The sequence below is a fragment of the Pseudomonas putida group bacterium ESBL64 genome, assembly GCF_045277175.1.
In the GTDB taxonomy this organism is placed as follows: Bacteria; Pseudomonadota; Gammaproteobacteria; order Pseudomonadales; family Pseudomonadaceae; genus Aquipseudomonas; species Aquipseudomonas alloputida.
Genome location: NZ_CP145799.1, coordinates 1,278,006 through 1,294,856 on the forward strand (window position 1 = coordinate 1,278,006; position 16,851 = coordinate 1,294,856).

12 protein-coding genes and 1 pseudogene are annotated in these 16,851 nt (G+C 62.5%); 5 read left to right on the plus strand and 8 right to left on the minus strand.

Annotated features, from left to right (window positions below):
* Positions 1-54: 54 nt before the first annotated feature.
* Positions 55-372: pseudogene (locus V6093_RS05720) on the minus strand (GTP-binding protein); the annotation flags it as partial.
* Positions 373-1,396: 1,024 nt separating this feature from the next.
* Between V6093_RS05720 and V6093_RS05725 the strand changes: the two are divergent.
* The 3 genes from V6093_RS05725 to V6093_RS05735 all read left to right on the plus strand — a co-directional run bounded on the left by V6093_RS05725 (position 1,397) and on the right by V6093_RS05735 (position 5,510).
* Entirely contained in the window at positions 1,397-1,915 is a 519-nt protein-coding gene (locus tag V6093_RS05725) for a sigma-70 family RNA polymerase sigma factor (protein ID WP_049273522.1), read from the plus strand.
* Positions 1,912-2,937, plus strand: a complete 1,026-nt coding sequence (locus V6093_RS05730) for a FecR family protein (protein WP_232861351.1) — start codon at positions 1,912-1,914, stop codon at positions 2,935-2,937. Before V6093_RS05725 ends, V6093_RS05730 begins: the two co-directional genes overlap by 4 nt.
* Before the next feature lie 146 nt (positions 2,938-3,083).
* Positions 3,084-5,510, plus strand: coding sequence for a TonB-dependent siderophore receptor (locus tag V6093_RS05735; protein WP_047602905.1), 2,427 nt, complete (start codon positions 3,084-3,086; stop codon positions 5,508-5,510).
* Positions 5,511-6,023: 513 nt separating this feature from the next.
* Here the strand turns inward: V6093_RS05735 and V6093_RS05740 are convergent.
* Positions 6,024-6,947 carry a LysR family transcriptional regulator gene (locus tag V6093_RS05740; protein ID WP_047602906.1) on the minus strand — a complete coding sequence of 308 codons (924 nt, stop codon included), beginning with the start codon at positions 6,945-6,947 and terminating at the stop codon, positions 6,024-6,026.
* A gap of 97 nt (positions 6,948-7,044) precedes the next feature.
* Here V6093_RS05740 and V6093_RS05745 point away from each other — a divergent pair, with 97 nt between their 5' ends.
* Both V6093_RS05745 and V6093_RS05750 read left to right on the plus strand, forming a co-directional pair.
* Complete coding sequence (locus V6093_RS05745; protein ID WP_098090529.1) at positions 7,045-8,262, plus strand: MFS transporter; 1,218 nt, start codon at positions 7,045-7,047, stop codon at positions 8,260-8,262.
* Positions 8,259-9,200 (plus strand): TIGR03571 family LLM class oxidoreductase, encoded by a 942-nt coding sequence (locus tag V6093_RS05750; RefSeq protein WP_047602908.1) that lies wholly within the window; start codon positions 8,259-8,261, stop codon positions 9,198-9,200. The genes V6093_RS05745 and V6093_RS05750 overlap by 4 nt, the downstream gene beginning before the upstream one ends.
* Before the next feature lie 88 nt (positions 9,201-9,288).
* Here the strand turns inward: V6093_RS05750 and V6093_RS05755 are convergent, their stop codons facing one another.
* From V6093_RS05755 to V6093_RS05780, 6 genes are all read right to left on the minus strand, one after another.
* Positions 9,289-9,966, minus strand: coding sequence for a GntR family transcriptional regulator (locus tag V6093_RS05755; protein ID WP_047602909.1), 678 nt, complete (start codon positions 9,964-9,966; stop codon positions 9,289-9,291).
* 122 nt (positions 9,967-10,088) lie between these two features.
* Complete coding sequence (locus V6093_RS05760; RefSeq protein ID WP_047602910.1) at positions 10,089-11,135, minus strand: ABC transporter permease; 1,047 nt, start codon at positions 11,133-11,135, stop codon at positions 10,089-10,091.
* Positions 11,128-12,639: a sugar ABC transporter ATP-binding protein gene (locus tag V6093_RS05765; RefSeq protein WP_047602911.1), complete on the minus strand. Its 1,512-nt coding sequence runs from the start codon at positions 12,637-12,639 to the stop codon at positions 11,128-11,130. The genes V6093_RS05760 and V6093_RS05765 overlap by 8 nt, the downstream gene beginning before the upstream one ends.
* 55 nt (positions 12,640-12,694) lie before the next feature.
* A complete protein-coding gene (locus tag V6093_RS05770; protein ID WP_332729594.1) occupies positions 12,695-13,936 on the minus strand; it encodes a sugar ABC transporter substrate-binding protein in 1,242 nt (413 codons plus the stop codon).
* A 32-nt stretch (positions 13,937-13,968) separates the two neighbouring features.
* Positions 13,969-15,477, minus strand: coding sequence for an aldehyde dehydrogenase (locus V6093_RS05775; RefSeq protein WP_108078395.1), 1,509 nt, complete (start codon positions 15,475-15,477; stop codon positions 13,969-13,971).
* Positions 15,478-15,544: 67 nt separating this feature from the next.
* Positions 15,545-16,819: a carbohydrate porin gene (locus tag V6093_RS05780; RefSeq protein WP_144000009.1), complete on the minus strand. Its 1,275-nt coding sequence runs from the start codon at positions 16,817-16,819 to the stop codon at positions 15,545-15,547.
* Between the last annotated feature and the right edge of the window lie 32 nt (positions 16,820-16,851).

Consider the following 16,851-nt stretch of genomic DNA (forward strand, 5'->3'; position numbering starts at 1 on the left):
CCACTCTACACCCGGTGAAAGATGCAAGCCCGCCGTGAGCTGGCGGGTTTGTCCCTATAGGTCTGGATGACCTTTGCCTGCCTTGAGCAGTCCGCGCTCGACGATAAAGTCGATCAGCGCCTGCAATCCTTGCCCGGTCTTTAGATTGGTAAAGCCCCACGGCCGCTGCGGACGCATGTGCTGGGTATCTTTTTCCATGACCTCCAGCGAACCATCGACATAAGGTGCCAGGTTGATCTTGCTGATCACCAGGAAGTCCGACTTGGTAATGCCCGGCCCGCCCTTGCGCGGAATCTTCTCGCCCTCGGCGACATCGATCACATTGACCGTCAGGTCGGCCAGTTCCGGGCTGAAGGTGGCGCTGAGGTTGTCAATGGTGAAGCGAGCGTAGGTCTCATGAGCGTGCGCATACTCATCCATCAGCTTCAGGACGTAATCGCTGACCAGAGCATGCTGCCTAGGCCGACCTTTCTGTCGGCTTTTTCCAGCTATTGGCGCGCGCCTTCAACTTGGACCATCACCATTCTGAGCGGTGCGGCATCAATCATCAGCGACATAGCGACGGGCTCAATCATCAGTAGATGGGCCTTCAGTTTAGCGCGCCCGTGCTGCCTGGAAACTGGATGCGCGAACGTCACGGAACATCAGATGCGCCCACAGGCCCGCGTGTGCGGTTTTTTTGTCGTCTTTGTAGTCGCAGCTATTTCCAAAATTTCGCATTTATTTCGGAATCCGACACACGCGGCCCCGTATGCGGCCAGCAGGCGGCGATTTTGGGGAGTATCCGGCCACTGCTGATCCCGCTCGAAGTCTGATCTGTTGACTGCATGGGTGCATCGTGCCAAGGATAAGGTCGATATCGCTTTACTCCTTCCATCATGGAGTGTGTATTGGGACGGCTCTCAATGCCGCCCCACATAGCCAAGTACACTATCCCAGGATGTCTAGCGTCAGCCGTCTCTGATTTAGTCGGTTGGGTAGTCATTTGCCTGCCTGGCTACGAGGAGTACTGAGGGAGCCGCGCAAAGAGAAAGCCGGCAGGGCCTATGTAAAAAACCATTGTGGCAAACAGAAGCTTTCTACGGAGGCGCCTAGAAAACGCTACGTGGAGGCTGCCGGAGAGGCAATCCGCTAGGGCGAGGAACAAGAGGTTGAATGTTTGAATCCAAAACCGCTGGGGTGGAGAGGCTGCTTACGACCCAAAGCTGCCCTTCATTGATGGCGATCAGGGTCCAGCAGTGGGGTCCGATCATCGCCTGATCAGCAGCCTGTCACCCTCGCCAAGCGATATGCTCGACATTGTCAAGTCCACTCGAAGCCCATTTAATAATGCTTCTCAGTTAGTGTAGTATTCGCCGCTCTCCGGCGGAGCCGGTTTACCGACGTAGGGCTGAGCATGTCGCGCATTGGCACCTCTGAGTTGCTGACCAACTTCCATGAGCACTACGCGGAACTGATGGCGTTCCTGGCTCGGCGGCTGGGCAACGTCGAGCAGGCTGCCGATGTAGCGCAAGACACCTACCTGCGGTTGGTCAACCTCCCTGCGGGCGAACCGATCCAGGAGCCGCGCGCGTTCCTGTTCCGCATCGCCGGCAACCTGGCCATCGACCGTATGCGGCGCGAGGGGCGGTTCAATGCCCTGCATGCCGACGAGTCGCAAGCCCTGGAGGTCTGCGACCCACGCCCTTCACCCGAGTCGGCGCTGATGACCGATGAGGCCTTGGCGCAGCTCGATGTCGCGATGGACCAGTTGCCCACCAACGCACGCCTGGCGCTGCTGCTCAATCGTCTCGAGGGGCTGACGCATGCCCAGATCGCCACCAGGCTCGGCGTGTCCGAGAGCACTGTAGGCAAGTACATCGTGCAAGCGGTACGTCATTGTCGCGACTCCTTGAGCAAGAAGGAGTGGATATGAACCGCTTGCCTTATTCGGACACCACCCCCCAGACTCCGACGCCTCCTCATGCTGCTCAGCTTGCAGAAACCATGACCGATACCGTTGATCCTTTCGAGCTGGAAGACCAGGCCATCGAGATGCTGGTGCATCTTCAGTCCGGCCGGGCTACTGCAGCCGACCACTTGGCCTATGAGCGCTGGTGCCAGCGCTCCGAGGCCCATGCCCTGGCCGCCAGAAAGTCCGAGGCGTTGTGGGGGGCATTTGCGCACACGCCGAAAGCCCAACAGTTCGTCGCCCTAAGCCCGCGCAAGCGGCGCAGACCCGCACGCGCCTTGTGGGCGGTGGGCCTGGCCGCGTGCCTGGCGCTGGTGATGATCAGTGCAGGGCTGCTACGGCCTTGGTCGGCCCTGTATGCCGATCAGGTGACCGATGCTGGCGAGCGGCGGGAAGTGCGCCTGCAGGACGGCAGCGTTGTCTGGATGAACGCAGACACCGTGTTGTCGGTGGGCTACAGCCAAAATCGACGCGGTATCACGCTGTATCAAGGGGAGGCGCTATTCGAGGTAGCCAAGGACCCATCGCGGCCTTTCATCGTGCACGCGGCGCAAGGAGATGTGCAGGCCGTCGGCACCCGATTTGATGTAAACCAGCGCGGTGACGAGGTGACCGTGCAGGTGAGCGAAGGCATCGTGCAGCTCAGTTCGGGCGGGCAGAGCTTGCGCCTGCCGGCCGGGCAATCCTCGGCCTATCGGCGCGGTGTGGCGCCGCAGCCGGGCAAGGCGGTCGATGTGCAGAACGTCGCCACCTGGCAACGCGGCAAATTGATCTTCAACGCGCGCCCGCTGGGTGACGTGCTCGCCGAGCTCGACCGGTACATCCCCGGCATTGTGTACCTCACCGATAAGACGCTGGCGGCCCGGCGCATCAGCGGCATATTCGAGGTGGATGATCCACAGGCTGCCCTGGCCGTGCTGGAGCAGACGCAGCCCCTGCGTATCACCCGGTTGCCGTTGATCACCCTGGTGCGGCCGAAAGACTGACGCCGCACCCTCTCTCTTCCGCGCAGCGCCTTGCAAAAAAAATGAAAATTCTTTGGCAAGGTCCTGTAGGTCGCTTCGTCGTAAAGACGAAGCGCGAATCATTCACATAAAAGTCGCGCAGCCAACTCTAGGGAAAGGTTGCTGTCATGCTGCATATCTGCGTACGTACCCGCGCACAGTCGTTGCGCCAAGCGGTGGCATTCGCCGCCTTGTTCGGCCTCCTGGCACCGGTCGAGGCCCAGGCCAGGGCTTCAGAAAGCTCAGCTGTCACCCAGGTCTTCACCATCGTTGCCCAGCCACTGGACAGCGCACTAACCCGTCTGGCCGACCAGGCCGGCCTGCGCATCATTTTCAATTCTGACGAGATAAGCGGAATGCGCAGCGCTGGGCTGCGTGGGGCCTACACGATCAACGAGGCGCTCGAGCAACTGCTCAGAGGCAGTGGTTACGGCTACGAGTACGTAAATGACAAGACGCTGACCTTGCGCAAGATAGCGGCGGATTCATCAGCGCTGGAGCTGGGCGCTACCGATGTGAATGCACTTGGGCTGGGGGCGACTACCGAAGGGACTGGCTCCTACACCACTGGCCTCACCAGTACCGCAACCCGGTTGGGGCTCTCGCCGCGAGAGACGCCTCAGTCCATCAGTGTCGTCACGCGCCAGCAGATGGACGACCAGAACATGCAGTCGCTGGAAGACGTTGCCAAGGCCGCGACGGGCATCAGCACGGTCAAAGGGTTTGGCACAGAGCGCCCGCTGTACTACTCACGCGGGTTCCAGGTCGACGACCTGCAGTTCGATGGCCTGCCGAGCAGTGTCACCGAAAGTTTCTCGATGGACGTCATGTCGGTGAACAACATGGCCATGTACGACCGGGTGGAGATTGTCCGCGGCGCCAACGGTCTGATGCAAGGCGCAGGTAACCCGTCTGCGGCGATCAACATGGTGCGCAAGCGACCCACGCGTGAATACCAGCTCAAGGCGGAAATCGGCGCCGGCTCGTGGGACAACTACCGCACCCAGCTCGATGTCGGCGGCCCGCTGAACGCAGAGGGCACCCTGCGCGGCCGCACGGTGCTGATGTACAACACGAAAAACAGCTACCAGGACTACGCAGGCAAGGACAACCAGCTGTTCTACGCCATCGGCGAAGCCGACCTGAGTGACGCGACCACGGTCGCGCTGGGGGCGTCCTTCCAGCAGGACAACAACAACGGCTACGACTGGGGTGGTTTGCCTACCCACCTGGACGGCAGCTCGTACAACTTCTCGCGCTCGAAGTCGCTCGCCGGCAAGTGGGCCTATCTGGACAAGATCAACCGCAACGTCTTCGCCGATATCAAGCACCGCTTCAACGAGGACTGGAACCTCACCGTCGCCACCAACCTGATCTGGTCCAACGCCGACTTTCTTGCCCAGGTTGGCTATCACACCTACGAGACGGATTCGACGATGCAGTATTGGCCGAACAGTGCCCGTTACGATGACGAGCAGGTCAACCTCGACGCGGCGCTCAACGGCGCATTCACCCTGCTGGGGCGCAAGCATGAAGTGGTGATAGGGACCAACATGCGGCGCGACAGGCTGCAGTACGTCACCGGCTCGGCCAGTGAGAACCCCACCGTCGACATCCTCGACTTCGACACCTCCACGTTCCCCAAGCCGCAGATAGTCGGCAGCCTGACGCCCAGCCGGCATGTGCGCAAGGACAAGGGGGTCTATGTCGCCACGCGCCTCAATCCGTTGGATGATCTGCACGTCATTCTTGGCAGCCGCTTGAGCTGGGTCGACTATGACACCCAAGGCCCGTGGGAAACCGACCGGTTCAAGGAAGATCGCAAGGTCATTCCCTACGGCGGCATCGTCTACGACCTCACGGACAACACCTCGGTCTACGCCAGCTACACCGAGATCTACAAGATGCAAAGCACCTACAGTGTCGACAACAAGTTGCTGGAGCCCACTACCGGCAGCAACTACGAGGTTGGCGTGAAGAGCGAGCTGTTCGATGGACGTTTGAATACCGCCGTCGCAGTGTTCCAGGTGGATCAGACCGGCCTTCCACAGGTAGTGCCCGAGGCCGGGCGCGTGTGCGGGCCGACGCGCGATGCGCGGTGCTACACCGAGGGTGCCAAGGTGCGCAACCGCGGGTTCGATGCAGAGGTTTCAGGTGAATTGATGCCCGGTTGGAACGCGTCGATGGGCTACACCTACAGCCATCCGAAATACGTGGCCGGCGCCAGCAAGGGCGACACCTATGGCACCGAGAACTCGCCACAGCGACTGTTCAAGGCCGCCACCACCTATCAACTGCCCGGTGGGTTCGACCAATGGCGAGTGGGCGCCAACCTCTACCATCAGAGCAAGCTGTACCTGAATGATATTACCCAGAGCGCCTACAATCTGGTGGACTTGAACGCCAACTTCCGGATTGACCAGAACCTCAGCGTGCAACTGAACCTCAACAACGTTTTTGACGAGAAGTACTACACCGCGATTTTCAGCCAGGACACTGGCAACTACTACGGCGAACCCCGCAACTTTGCCGTTACGCTGCGCTACGAGAACTAGTCTCCAGTCGCCCATTTCGGAACGCTTTGAATCGCCCCTTCGGCAGATACTGCCTAAAGGGCGACTCTTGGCTTTTAGCCGATCTGAACCAACGGCCGCTTTGGGTCGAAAGCAGCCATTCGTGACATACGACCCATGTAGATGCAGCCCCGCCCTGCTTACGTCGATCCAGCCATGGAGATACAGTCCAGAGTGCGCCACCCCGACAGCTATCAGAAATCGCCATTCGCGATCGCGCATCCAGCTGGGGGTATCAGAGGGTATTTCTGGGAGGTGGAAGAAGCACAGCTTTGATTACTTCCCCATCTTGAAGCCGTTTTCAGTATCGATGCCTCGGCTGAAACCGAAGAGGATCTGATCGATTGGCGTGACGAATTTCCTCACCTCGATGTAGAAGGCCATGCCGTCAATGTGATCCTGCTGATCAACTCCGTCCAGCTCACTCTCCCTGCCAAGCTGGTGTGATAGCGGGAGCGTGGAGGTGTGGCATGAAGCGGGCCCTAGCCCAGCCACTCAACTGAAATACTGCACATCCAAACGCTCAACCAAAAAATCGATGAACACCCTCACCCGCTGCGGCAACTGTCGACCAGGCCCAATGAATACCGCATGCAGGATGTCTTGCTCACCACTGTCAAAATCCTCCAGCAGCGGCACCAGCCGCCCCGCCGCAATATCCGCTCCCACATGGAAATTGGCCAAGCGGGCAATCCCCGCGCCACCGAGGGTCAGCTGGCGCATGCTCTCACCGTCTTGCAGCAGCAGATTCCCCTGCGGCTCAACCTCGACGCGCTCGCCATCGGTGTCCTGATACACCCAGGCCTGAGAGTGCCGGTGAAAACCAAAGCTCAATCGATTGTGCTCGAGCAACTCCTGTGGCGTACGCGGGGTGCCCTTGCGCGCCAGGTAGTCCGGTGCGGCCACCGTCAACAAACGGCTACGGCCCAAGTGCCGTTGCACCAGCCGCGAGGCCTTCAGCGGCCCCGAGCGGATCGCCACATCGGCCCGGCGCTCGAGCAAATCGACCACCGTATCGGTCAGTTCGATGTTCAAGGTTATCTGCGGATAGGCCTCAAGAAATGCTGGCACCAGCGGCGCCAGGCAATGCAGGCCGAACGGCAGGTTGCTGTTGATATGGATGATTCCGCTGGGGCAGGCGGCATTGGCCACATCGCGCTCGGCGTTGTCGATCTGCTCAAGAATGCGCAGGGTCTCGACGTGGAAGCGCTCGCCCTCGGCGGTCAGTTCCAGGCGCCGTGTCGAGCGCAGTAGCAGGCGTGCGCCCAAGCGTTGCTCAAGGCGGGCGATCAGCTTGCTCACCGCCGATGGGGTCATGTCCAGGCGCCGCGCCGCTTCCGAGAAAGTGCCGCAGGCGACCACTTCGGCAAACACTTCCATCTCGCCAGAGCGATTGATGTCCTTGGCTCGGGTTTTCATGACTTGAATTCACAGCTGGTTGGAATTACACGAGTCTACATCACAAAACTGGCGCCTCGTATCCTGTGCTGCATCTTTCACCTTGCGAGCATTTTTCATGGCTACCCTCTCCTCAACACGCATTCACCCCGGGGTGTACGTACTGGCCCTGACCGCCTTCGCCATTGGCGTGGCCGAGTTCATCGTGGTCGGTATTCTCCCCGCTATCTCCAACGACCTGGGCGTGACCCTGGCCACCGCGGGTGGCTTGGTCGGCCTGTACGCATTGGCGCTGGCGGTGTTCACCCCGTTCATCGTCTTGCTGCTGGGGCGCTTGCCACGTAAGCCGGTGTTGGCTGGCCTAGTGGCAATCTTCCTGGCTGGTAACCTGCTTTCGGCGTTGTCCAGTGACTACCCGACGCTGTTGATCGGGCGACTGATCACCGCCGTCGCCCATGGCAGCTTCTTCGCCATTGGGGCCACGGTTGCGGCGAGCCTGGCACCCAAGGGGCAGGCCAGCAAAGCCATCGCCATCATGTTCGCCGGGCTGACCCTGGCCATGGTCATCGGGGTGCCGCTGGGCAGCTTCCTGGGCAATGCCATGGGCTGGCGTCTGCCGTTCTACGCGGTGGCGGTGCTCAGCGCACTGGCCTTGCTCGCCACCCTGTTCTGGCTGCCGGCCCTGAAAACCGGGGAAGCCGGGAGCATCCGCACCCAGCTGGCTGCGCTCGGTCAACCGGCGATCTGGTCGATGATGCTGGTGACCATCCTGGGCTTTGGCGCAAGCTTTGCCGCATTTACCTTCATCACGCCGATCCTCACCGACATCACCGGTTTCTCCTCGGCCACGGCCAGCAGCCTGCTAGTGGTGTTCGGCATTGCCACGCTGATCGGCAACCTTGCCGGAGGCCGTCTGGCCGACCGCCTGGGCTGGCAACGGGCGTTGCGCGTACTGTTCGTCTTGCTGGCGGCGGTGCTGGTGTTGCTGGGCTTCTCGCTGTCGTCGCCAGTGGCCATGGTGGTGCTGCTGTTCATCTGGGGCGTGTTGGCTTTTGGCATGACGCCGGGCTTCCAGGCCGGCATGCTCGACACCGCTGGGCGCTACACGCCTAGAGCGGTGGATTTCGCCTCGGGGCTGAATATCTCGGCGTTCAACCTGGGCATCACCCTAGGTGAGACCGCCGGTAGCTACCTGGTGACCCACGGCCAACTGGCCCTAACCCCCTGGGCCGGCGTGGTCGCTGCGGTACTGGTTCACTTGCCGCTGGCGTGGCTGGTCTGGCGCGGCAAACGCCCAGCGGTTGACGCGGGTGCACAGGCAGGAGCGCAAGCATGAGCGGCGCCCTGGCAAAACTGACCGCTGGTGGCCTGAGCATCGGCCTGGAGCTGCCGCTGGACAACGACTGGACCACCCCACGCGATCAGACCCGGCAGCAGGCCGGCGGTCTGTTCGGTGTGCCGGACCTGGCACAGCATGCACAGCTGGCGACTCTCGCTGATCGCTTGGGCTTTCGCGCCCTGTGGGTACGCGACGTGCCGCTGTACGACCCGCAATTCGGCGATGCGGCGCAGGTGTTCGAGGTGTTTACCTACCTCGGATTTCTCGCTGGCATTACCCGCAACATCATGCTCGGCACAGCCGCGGTGGTACTGCCGATCCGAGAGCCGCTGCTGACTCTCAAGGCCGCAGCCAGCGTCGATCTGCTCAGCGGCGGCCGCTTGTTGCTGGGCGTGGCCAGTGGCGACCGACCAGTGGAATACCCGCTGTTCGAGCGCGACTTCGACAGCCGTGGCGAACGCTTTCGTGAGCATATCGCGTTGCTGCGCGACTGGCGCGGGCCGGGCCTGCCCGAGCAGATCGAAGTCTTGCCGCGCCCCTCCCAACCGCTGCCGTTGCTGGTGGCCGGCCTGGCTCAGCAGAGCCCGGCGTGGGTGGGTGAGCATCTGGATGGCTGGTTGGCCTACCCCGGCACGCCGCAGGAGCACGTGCGTCGTGCGGCGCTGTGGCGCGAAGTGGCCGGGGCCAAGCCATACGTGTCATTCCTGCACCTGGATCTGGATGACAACCCGGACACGCCGCTACAGCGTCACCGCTTTGGCGCGATGGTTGGGCGTAATGGGCTGATTGGCGAGCTTGAGGCGATGCGCGAGGCGGGGGTGGCGCATCTTGGCTTGCACCTGCGGCGCAATCGGCGGCCGCTGGATGAGACGCTGGAGGAGTTGGCGGCGTTTGTATTGCCGCATTTTCATGCCTCAGCCTGCAAGGGCCAGTAAGGCCCATTCGCGGGCAAGCCCGCTCCCACGGGGTCCGCGTGGGAGCGGCGGTTTGGCCCAATTTGCCCCGCGATAGGGCCGGTACTGCTCAGGCCGGACTCAGCGACTTGCGCTCCAACCACTCCAACATCAATTCGCCCCAGGCGATATCTGCTTGCAAAGCCGCCTTGGCCTTGGCCGAATCACGTTTGCGCAAGGCCTCCAACACTTCGAAATGCTTGTGCTTGGCACTGGCCAACTCCGCCTTGGGCACTTCGGCGTGGAAGGTGCTGAGCAGCGGCCCCATCATCACCCACATGTTCTCCAAGGTTTTGAAGATCACCGGCATGCGCGCCGCGGCAATCAGGCCGAAATGAAACTCGCGGTTAAGCAGCGACGCCTTCTTGTAATCGACGCTGACCGCCGCCTGAAACGCCGCCTGCACCTGTTCCAGATGCTCCAGCTCAGCCGCAGAAATACGCTCGGCGGCCATCCCCGCCGCCTCGCCTTCGAGCAGGTGGCGAATCAATTGGATCTCGCGCAATTGGCTGACGCTCAGCTCTGGCACATAGATCGAGGTGGCCGCCTTCATGTCCAGTGCATGGTCGCTGACCAGACGGAAAATCGCCTCGCGCACCGGGGTGATCGACACCCCGAACTCCTCGGCCAAGGCACTGATGCGCAGGCGGTCACCCGGCTGGTACTGGCCGTCCATCAATGCCGTGCGGATGATGCTGTAGACCCGCTCGCTCAGGTTGCCTTTATCCAGGGGCTTGTGAACTGTCACGCTGGTTCTCTCTCGTCTGGTGAATGGCCCGGCGCCAGCGTCCAGTGATGGTACCGCTGGGCGAGATGGCGAAGACGCATGATACATCATCATTCATGCGCCGCCAGCACGCCCGCTGGTATCTAGATTCGCGCGTCGCGCCTGCCAACCCCTTGCAGCAATACCGCCACCACGATGATCGCGCCCTTGATGATCTGCTGTGGGTAAGCGGGGACGCTGAGCAGGTTCATGATGTTGCCGATCAGGCCCAGCACCAGCACGCCAACCACGGTATAGAACAAACTGCCCTTGCCGCCGGATAACAGCGCCCCACCAATCACGCAGGCAGCAATTGCATCAAGCTCAAGGGCCATGCCGGCACTCGGCGTGGCGACTCCCGAGCGCGAGGCGATGACCACCCCGGCCAATGCACTCAACCCACCGCAGATGGCATAGGCGGCAAGCTTGTAGCGCTCCACCGGGATGCCCGCCAGGCGCACAGCGGTTTCGTTGCTGCCGCTGGCGATGATCAGCCGGCCAAAGGCGTTGTAACGCAGGATCAGCGCGAACACTGCGATTGCCAGCACCGCCAACCATACCGGCCAGGGCACGCCGAACAGGCCGTCCGCCTGACGACCGAAGTCGCGCAACAGCCCAGCGGCGCTCTGGCCGTCGGCGAGGCGTTGCGGCTGGCCATTGGAGAGTATGAACGCCAGGCCCCGGGCCACCGTCATCATCGCCAGGGTGGCAATGAACGGCGCCATGCGAAAGTAGGCGACGAAGCTACCCGTCACCAGGCCCATCAACACCCCTGCCGCCACGGCGATGGCGACCGCCAAAAACAGCCCGGCGCCCCCCTCCAGTGGCACCAGGTTCAGGCTTATCGCCACCACAATACCGCCCACCGCCGCCACCGACGCCACCGACAAGTCAATGCCGGCGGTGAGGATGACGATCAGCATGCCGATGCTCACCAGCATCAGCGGCGTCGATTGGCGTAGCAGGTTGCCCAGGTTCTGCCAGGTGAAGAAGTCCGCCGACAGGCTGCTGGCAACCACCACCAGCACCAGCAGCATGACCAAGGCGTTGTGCTGCAAAAACAGGCGCTGCAGCGAGCGCCCCCAGGCCTGCGGCTGGGCAGGCTCGCCCGGCAGGTTGCCGGCGGCCAGTTTGCTCAGGTTGTTATCCACGGTGTTCGACTCCCATCGCCAGACAGATCATTGCGTGTTCTTCGATCGCACTGCCGCCGAGCTCGCCAGCGATGGCGCCATCGCGCATCACCAGCACCCGGTCGCACATGCCGATCAGCTCAGTCATTTCCGAAGACACCAGGATGATCGCCACCCCGGCCTCGGCCAGTTCATTGATGACCCGATAGATCTCGGTCTTGGCGCCAACATCGACGCCGCGGGTCGGCTCATCGAGGATCAACACCCGACAGCCGGCATCGACCCACTTCATCAGCGCGACCTTTTGCTGGTTGCCGCCTGACAGGTCGCCCACTGCCTGCTCGATCGAGCCGGTCTTGAGCCGCAGTCGCTTGCGCAGCGCCTCGACCCCGGCGCGCTCGCGCCGGCCGTCGATCCAGCCGCAGCGGCCGGTGTAGGGCGAATCAGGCCGCAAGGCGGCGTTGATCCGGATCGACATCTCCAGCAGCACGCCTTGCTGTTTGCGGTCTTCGGGGAGCAAGCCAATGCCGTGGCCGATGGCCGCACGCGGGTTGCGATTGCGCAGCAGCTGGCCATCCAGGCGAATGCTGCCGGCAGTGCTGCGCTCGGCGCCGAACAAGGCGCGCATGGTTTCGGTGCGGCCCGAGCCGACCAAGCCACTGAAACCCAACACTTCGCCGGCACGCACCTGGAAGCTGATATCGCGCACCAGTGGCCCGGCGCACAACCCCTCGACCTGCAAACGCACCTCGCCCAGGCTGGCCTTGCGCGGCGCAAACAGATCGCTCAGCTCACGGCCGATCATCATCTGCACCAGGCCTCGCTCATCAATGGCCGACAACGGTAAGGTGCCCACCGTGCGCCCATCCTTGAGCACCGTAGCGCGGTCGCAGATCCGGAAGATTTCGTCCATGCGGTGCGAAACGTAGATGATGCACACGCCCTTGCGCCGTAGCTCATCGAGGATGCGAAACAACTGCTCGGTCTCGTGCGAGGTGAGCACCGCCGTCGGCTCGTCGAACACCAGCACCGAAGCGTTGCGTGACAGCGCCTTGGCGATTTCCACCGCCTGCTGGTGGGCTACCGGCAACGCGCCGACTGCGCGGCGCTCGTCGATGATGGCAAAGCCCAACTCGTCGAGAATGCGCCGCGCCTTGGCCCGCAGCGTGGCCCACTGCACCAGGCCCCCGCGCGCGCCGAGGTCATCGATGCAGATGTTCTCGGCCACCGACAGGTGTGGCGCCAGGGCGAACTCCTGGTAGATCACCGATACCCCCAGGCGCAGCGCATCGGCCGGTTTGGCGATGCTCGCCGGCTGCTGGTGCAACAGCACCTCGCCGGCATCGCGCAGGTAGGCGCCAGCGAGGATTTTCATCAAGGTCGATTTACCCGCGCCGTTCTCGCCCATCAGTGCGTGTATCTCACCGGCCTGGGCGCTGAAACTGGCACCACTCAGAGCGCTGATGCCGCCGAAAGCCTTGTGGATGTCGCGCAGCTCCACAGCGATAGTGTTTGATGTATTCATAGGTCATGCCTCTGCAAGCGGCGCGCTGTCTGGACAGGCGCCGCATCCGCGGGGGTCAGCGCATGGCTGCCTTGAGCTGGTCGATGGAGCGGAACGCCGGCAATCGCTCGACACTGGCCGGGGCCTGTTCGAGCTGGATGAACTGCTCGACATTGGCCGGGGTAATCAGCTCGACCGGAAAGTACGAGGCCAGTGGCAAGTTGTTGGCGGCAAGCCGGCCATCGAGGATCTGATGGATCAGCTCGATAGCCGCCACGCCAGTTTGCGAACCACTGTTGCTGGCGGTGACCAGCAGCTTGCCCTGTTTGATCAGCTCCAGCGCGACCTTGAAGCTGCCAGCTGCGGCAGCGACTCGCACCTGGCCAGCCTTGCCAGCGTTGTCGACGGCGCTGATCGCACCGATGGCAATGAAGTCGTTCTCCGCCAGGATCAGGTTGAGGCGTTCGCCGTGGGCACTGAGGATGTCTTCGCTGGCAGCCAGGCCGCCCTCCTCGGTCCAATCGCCACGCCCCCAGGCAAGCACATTGAAGCCCCCTTCGGGCCAGCTAAAACTGCCCTTGGCCTTTACTTGTTGGAACAGCTCGAAGCCCTTGAGCAAGGCATCCTCCCTGGACAGACCGAGCTTGCGCTGTTCGGCGCGGGCCTGGACGATCCCCGAGATCATGCCGTTGAGGCGGCTCTCGGAGGTGGAGTTGCCCATCACCCCGATGACCATGGCCGCGTTGATCTCGCTGGCCGGATCACTGTGCTCGACCACATAGCGCCCCGCCTCGACACCGCTGCCGTAGGGGTTGCCGGTACTGGTGGTGATAACCGGCGCTCGGGCGTCGGGTGCGGTACCGACGGTAATTACCGGGATCCCCGCCGCCACTGCCCGCTCGACATCGGCCACCGAGCCGAGGATGTCGGTGGGGTCGATGACGATCACATCGACACCCAGGGTGATGAAGTTATCGACCTGGGTGCTCTGGCGCGCGACATCGCCGTCGGCGACCTGCACCTGCATGTCATAGCCATAGCGTTCGGCCAGGCTGCGGGCATCGTCGATCATCGACACGAACCAAGGGTTGCCGAGGGTGATCTCGGTCCAACCAATACGCAGGCGCTCGCCCTTCTGTTTCAGCGGCAGGGCCTTGTCGACCTGGCTACGATCAGCCATTTGCGGATCGACCAGGCCAGACAGCGCGGTATTGGGGATCAATTGGTACAGCGAGTGGCGCGCCTCGGCGGCGGCTGGGCCCGCCAGCAGCGCAGTCATGGCCAGGGTGGCAAAAGTACGGGCAACGGTTTTGTTCATCTTATTGTTCTCCAAAGTTGCCGGGCGAAGGCTCACAGCTCGATCCAGGTGGACTTGAGCTCGGAGTACTTGTCCAGGGCGTGCAGCGAGCGGTCGCGGCCATTGCCCGATTGCTTGAAACCACCGAACGGCATGCTGATGTCGCCACCGTCGAAGCAGTTGACCCACACGCTGCCGGCACGCAGGCCACGGGCCATCTGGTGGGCGCGGGACAGATCGGCGGTCCACAGGCTGGCGGCCAGGCCATACGGGGTATCGTTGGCGATGCGCAAGGCCTCGAGATGATCGCGGGCAGTGATCACCGACAGCACCGGGCCGAAGATCTCTTCTCGGGCGATGGTCATGTCATTGCTGACGTTGTCGAAAATGGTTGGTGGGATGTAGTAGCCCTCGGCGCCCAGGCCATGCTTGACCCGCTCGCCGCCAAGAATCAGCTGGGCGCCCTCCTGCACGCCCTTGTCGATGTAGCCCAGTACCCGCTGCAATTGACTGGCATCGACCATCGCGCCCAGCTCGGTGGTTGGGTCCAGCGGGTCGCCAACCGTGATCGCCCGGGCCACCTTGAGCACCTCGGCAACGAACTCGGCGCGGATACCCGCCTCGACGATCAGCCGCGACGGCGCCACGCAAACTTCGCCCTGATTGAAGAACATCGACCGCGCTGCGGTGGTCGCGGCTTTTTCCAGGTCGCGGCAGTCATTGAGAATGATGTTCGGCGTCTTGCCGCCACACTCGAGCCAGACCCGCTTCATGTTCGACTGGCCGGAGTACTGCAGAAACAACTTGCCGACTTCGCCTGAGCCGGTGAATACCAGGGTGTCGACATCCATGTGCAGACCGAGGGCCTTGCCGGCGGTGGGGCCAAAGCCGGGCAGGACGTTGAACACCCCCGCCGGAATGCCCGCCTCAGCGGCCAGTTGGGCGATGCGCAGGGCCGTCAGCGGCGATTGCTCGGCAGGTTTGAGGATCACTGAGTTGCCCATGGCCAAAGCCGGCGCGACCTTCCACATGGCCATCAGCATGGGGAAGTTCCACGGCGTTACCGCCGCCACCACGCCAATCGCTTCGCGGGTCACCAGGCCCAATGCTGCGGGGCCCGACGGGGCGACTTCGTCGTAAAGCTTGTCGCAGCTTTCGGCGTACCACTGCAGACAATCAAGCACGGCGTGAACATCGAAACCTGCGCTTTCGCTGATCGGTTTGCCCATGTCGAGGGTTTCCAGCAGCGCCAGCTCATCCATGTGCTGCTCGAACAGTGCGGCAAAGCGCAGCAGGACTTTCTTGCGCTCCTTGGGGGTGCGCTGCGCCCAGACGCCGCTGTCGAAGGCGCGCCGCGCGGCCTTGACGGCAAGGTCGACGTCTGCGGCCTGGCACGAGACGACCTGGTTGAGCACCCGGCCATCGCGGGGCGAAATATTGTCGAAGGTTTCGCCACCCTGGGCATCGACAAAGCGGCCATCGATAAATGCCTGGCCCAGCAGTGTGAGGTGGCTGGCACGTTGCTGGACGCTGGTGAGGTCAACGAAATTGGCAAGGCTCATGATTCACTCCATTCATACATGATGCATCATTAAAAAAGCGACACGGCGCCGTGTTGGCACCATCGCCCTAGAAGCTGATTTCGGTTTTCAGGCCCCAGACCACCACGCTGCGGTCATGCTCAAAGCCGCCTGGGTTACGTACGTACTGCACATTGGGTCTGAGGGTCAGCGCCGGGCTCAGGCTCAGGCCGTAATACAGCTCCAGTGGGTACTCGACGTCGGCGCGCTGCGGTTGCCCACTGGCTTGCTGGACACGCCGGGCCGAACGCGGGTTGACCTCCAGGCGGCCCAGGGCAACGCCAATCTCGTCCTGCGGGCGCTGGGCCAATGGCCCGCTGATGAAGGCGCCCACATGCCAAACCCGCTCGATGCTGGAGACATCCCGGTCAGACTGGATGAAGTTGGCGAACAGGGTCAGGCCGCGCGCGGGGTTGCGCGCACTCTGGTACACGCGCTGTTCGGCCATGGCGTAATAGCCGTTGGCCTGATCGTGCTGCTTGGCTTGCGCGCCAGTCAGGCCGATGGGCTGGCCGTCGACATCGTGGTAGATATCAGCGAAGTCACCCGTGTTGCGCCACAGCCCGAGCCGATAGCTGCCCGGCAGGCCATTGAAGCTCGGCTTCCAGGCCAGCTCACCTACAGCCAGGTAGCCGCTGGTGCCTGACGGGCTGGCGAAATTCAACCCTTGGCTGTTCTCGGTAAAACGTGGGTTGACCTGATAGATCGCGGTATTGAGCCACCAATCATCGGCCAACTGCGCAGCCAGGGTGGCGCCCCATTGGCTGACCGGCCAGGTGAACCAGTTGGGGGTAATGTAGCCCGGAACGGCGCCGCAGAAGGTGAGGTTCTGAAACTTGCAGGAGAACGGGAACACATCGCCGCTCATCGGCAGCCGCCCGACTTTGAGCAGCAGGCGTTCATCGAGCAACGCTTGCTGGTAATACATCTGCACCAAGCGGGTGACGCTGCCGTAGCCGTAGATCTCCTGGGCAGCCAACAGCGTACCGGTGTTGGCCTCTTGAGTCAGGCTCTCGCCGTTGCGGTTGCTCAGGGTCAGGCGAAACGCCGCGCCCTGCCAGCCCAGCAGGCGCTGCAGGTCGAAGCGCGCATCGGCCATCAGCTGATCGCTGTAAGTGCCCTTGTGCTGCTCGCCGCCCTGGGTGTTGTAGGCCAGCTCATTGACATAGGTGAACTGCAGGTCCACGCCCTGCTCATGCAGGAGGGTGCGCTGGCCTTGCCAGTCGCCGAAGAGAAAATTGGCCGGAGAATAGCTATCGGCCTGGGCCAGGGGCAAGGCGCACGCGCCCAGTAACCCGACCCCGATCAAGGTGGTTCTTGCCATTGCGTTGAATTCCCGAAACTGGTTTTTGTGGT

Excerpts from the sequence above, each read along its gene's own strand:
- V6093_RS05725 (WP_049273522.1), top strand. The coding sequence starts at position 1,397 with ATGTCGCGCATTGGCACCTCTGAGTTGCTGACCAACTTCCATGAGCAC.
- V6093_RS05730 (WP_232861351.1), top strand. The coding sequence starts at position 1,912 with ATGAACCGCTTGCCTTATTCGGACACCACCCCCCAGACTCCGACGCCT.
- V6093_RS05735 (WP_047602905.1), top strand. The coding sequence starts at position 3,084 with ATGCTGCATATCTGCGTACGTACCCGCGCACAGTCGTTGCGCCAAGCG.
- V6093_RS05740 (WP_047602906.1), bottom strand. The coding sequence starts at position 6,947 with ATGAAAACCCGAGCCAAGGACATCAATCGCTCTGGCGAGATGGAAGTG.
- V6093_RS05745 (WP_098090529.1), top strand. The coding sequence starts at position 7,045 with ATGGCTACCCTCTCCTCAACACGCATTCACCCCGGGGTGTACGTACTG.
- V6093_RS05750 (WP_047602908.1), top strand. The coding sequence starts at position 8,259 with ATGAGCGGCGCCCTGGCAAAACTGACCGCTGGTGGCCTGAGCATCGGC.
- V6093_RS05765 (WP_047602911.1), bottom strand. The coding sequence starts at position 12,639 with ATGAATACATCAAACACTATCGCTGTGGAGCTGCGCGACATCCACAAG.
- V6093_RS05770 (WP_332729594.1), bottom strand. The coding sequence starts at position 13,936 with ATGAACAAAACCGTTGCCCGTACTTTTGCCACCCTGGCCATGACTGCG.
- V6093_RS05775 (WP_108078395.1), bottom strand. The coding sequence starts at position 15,477 with ATGAGCCTTGCCAATTTCGTTGACCTCACCAGCGTCCAGCAACGTGCC.
- V6093_RS05780 (WP_144000009.1), bottom strand. The coding sequence starts at position 16,819 with ATGGCAAGAACCACCTTGATCGGGGTCGGGTTACTGGGCGCGTGCGCC.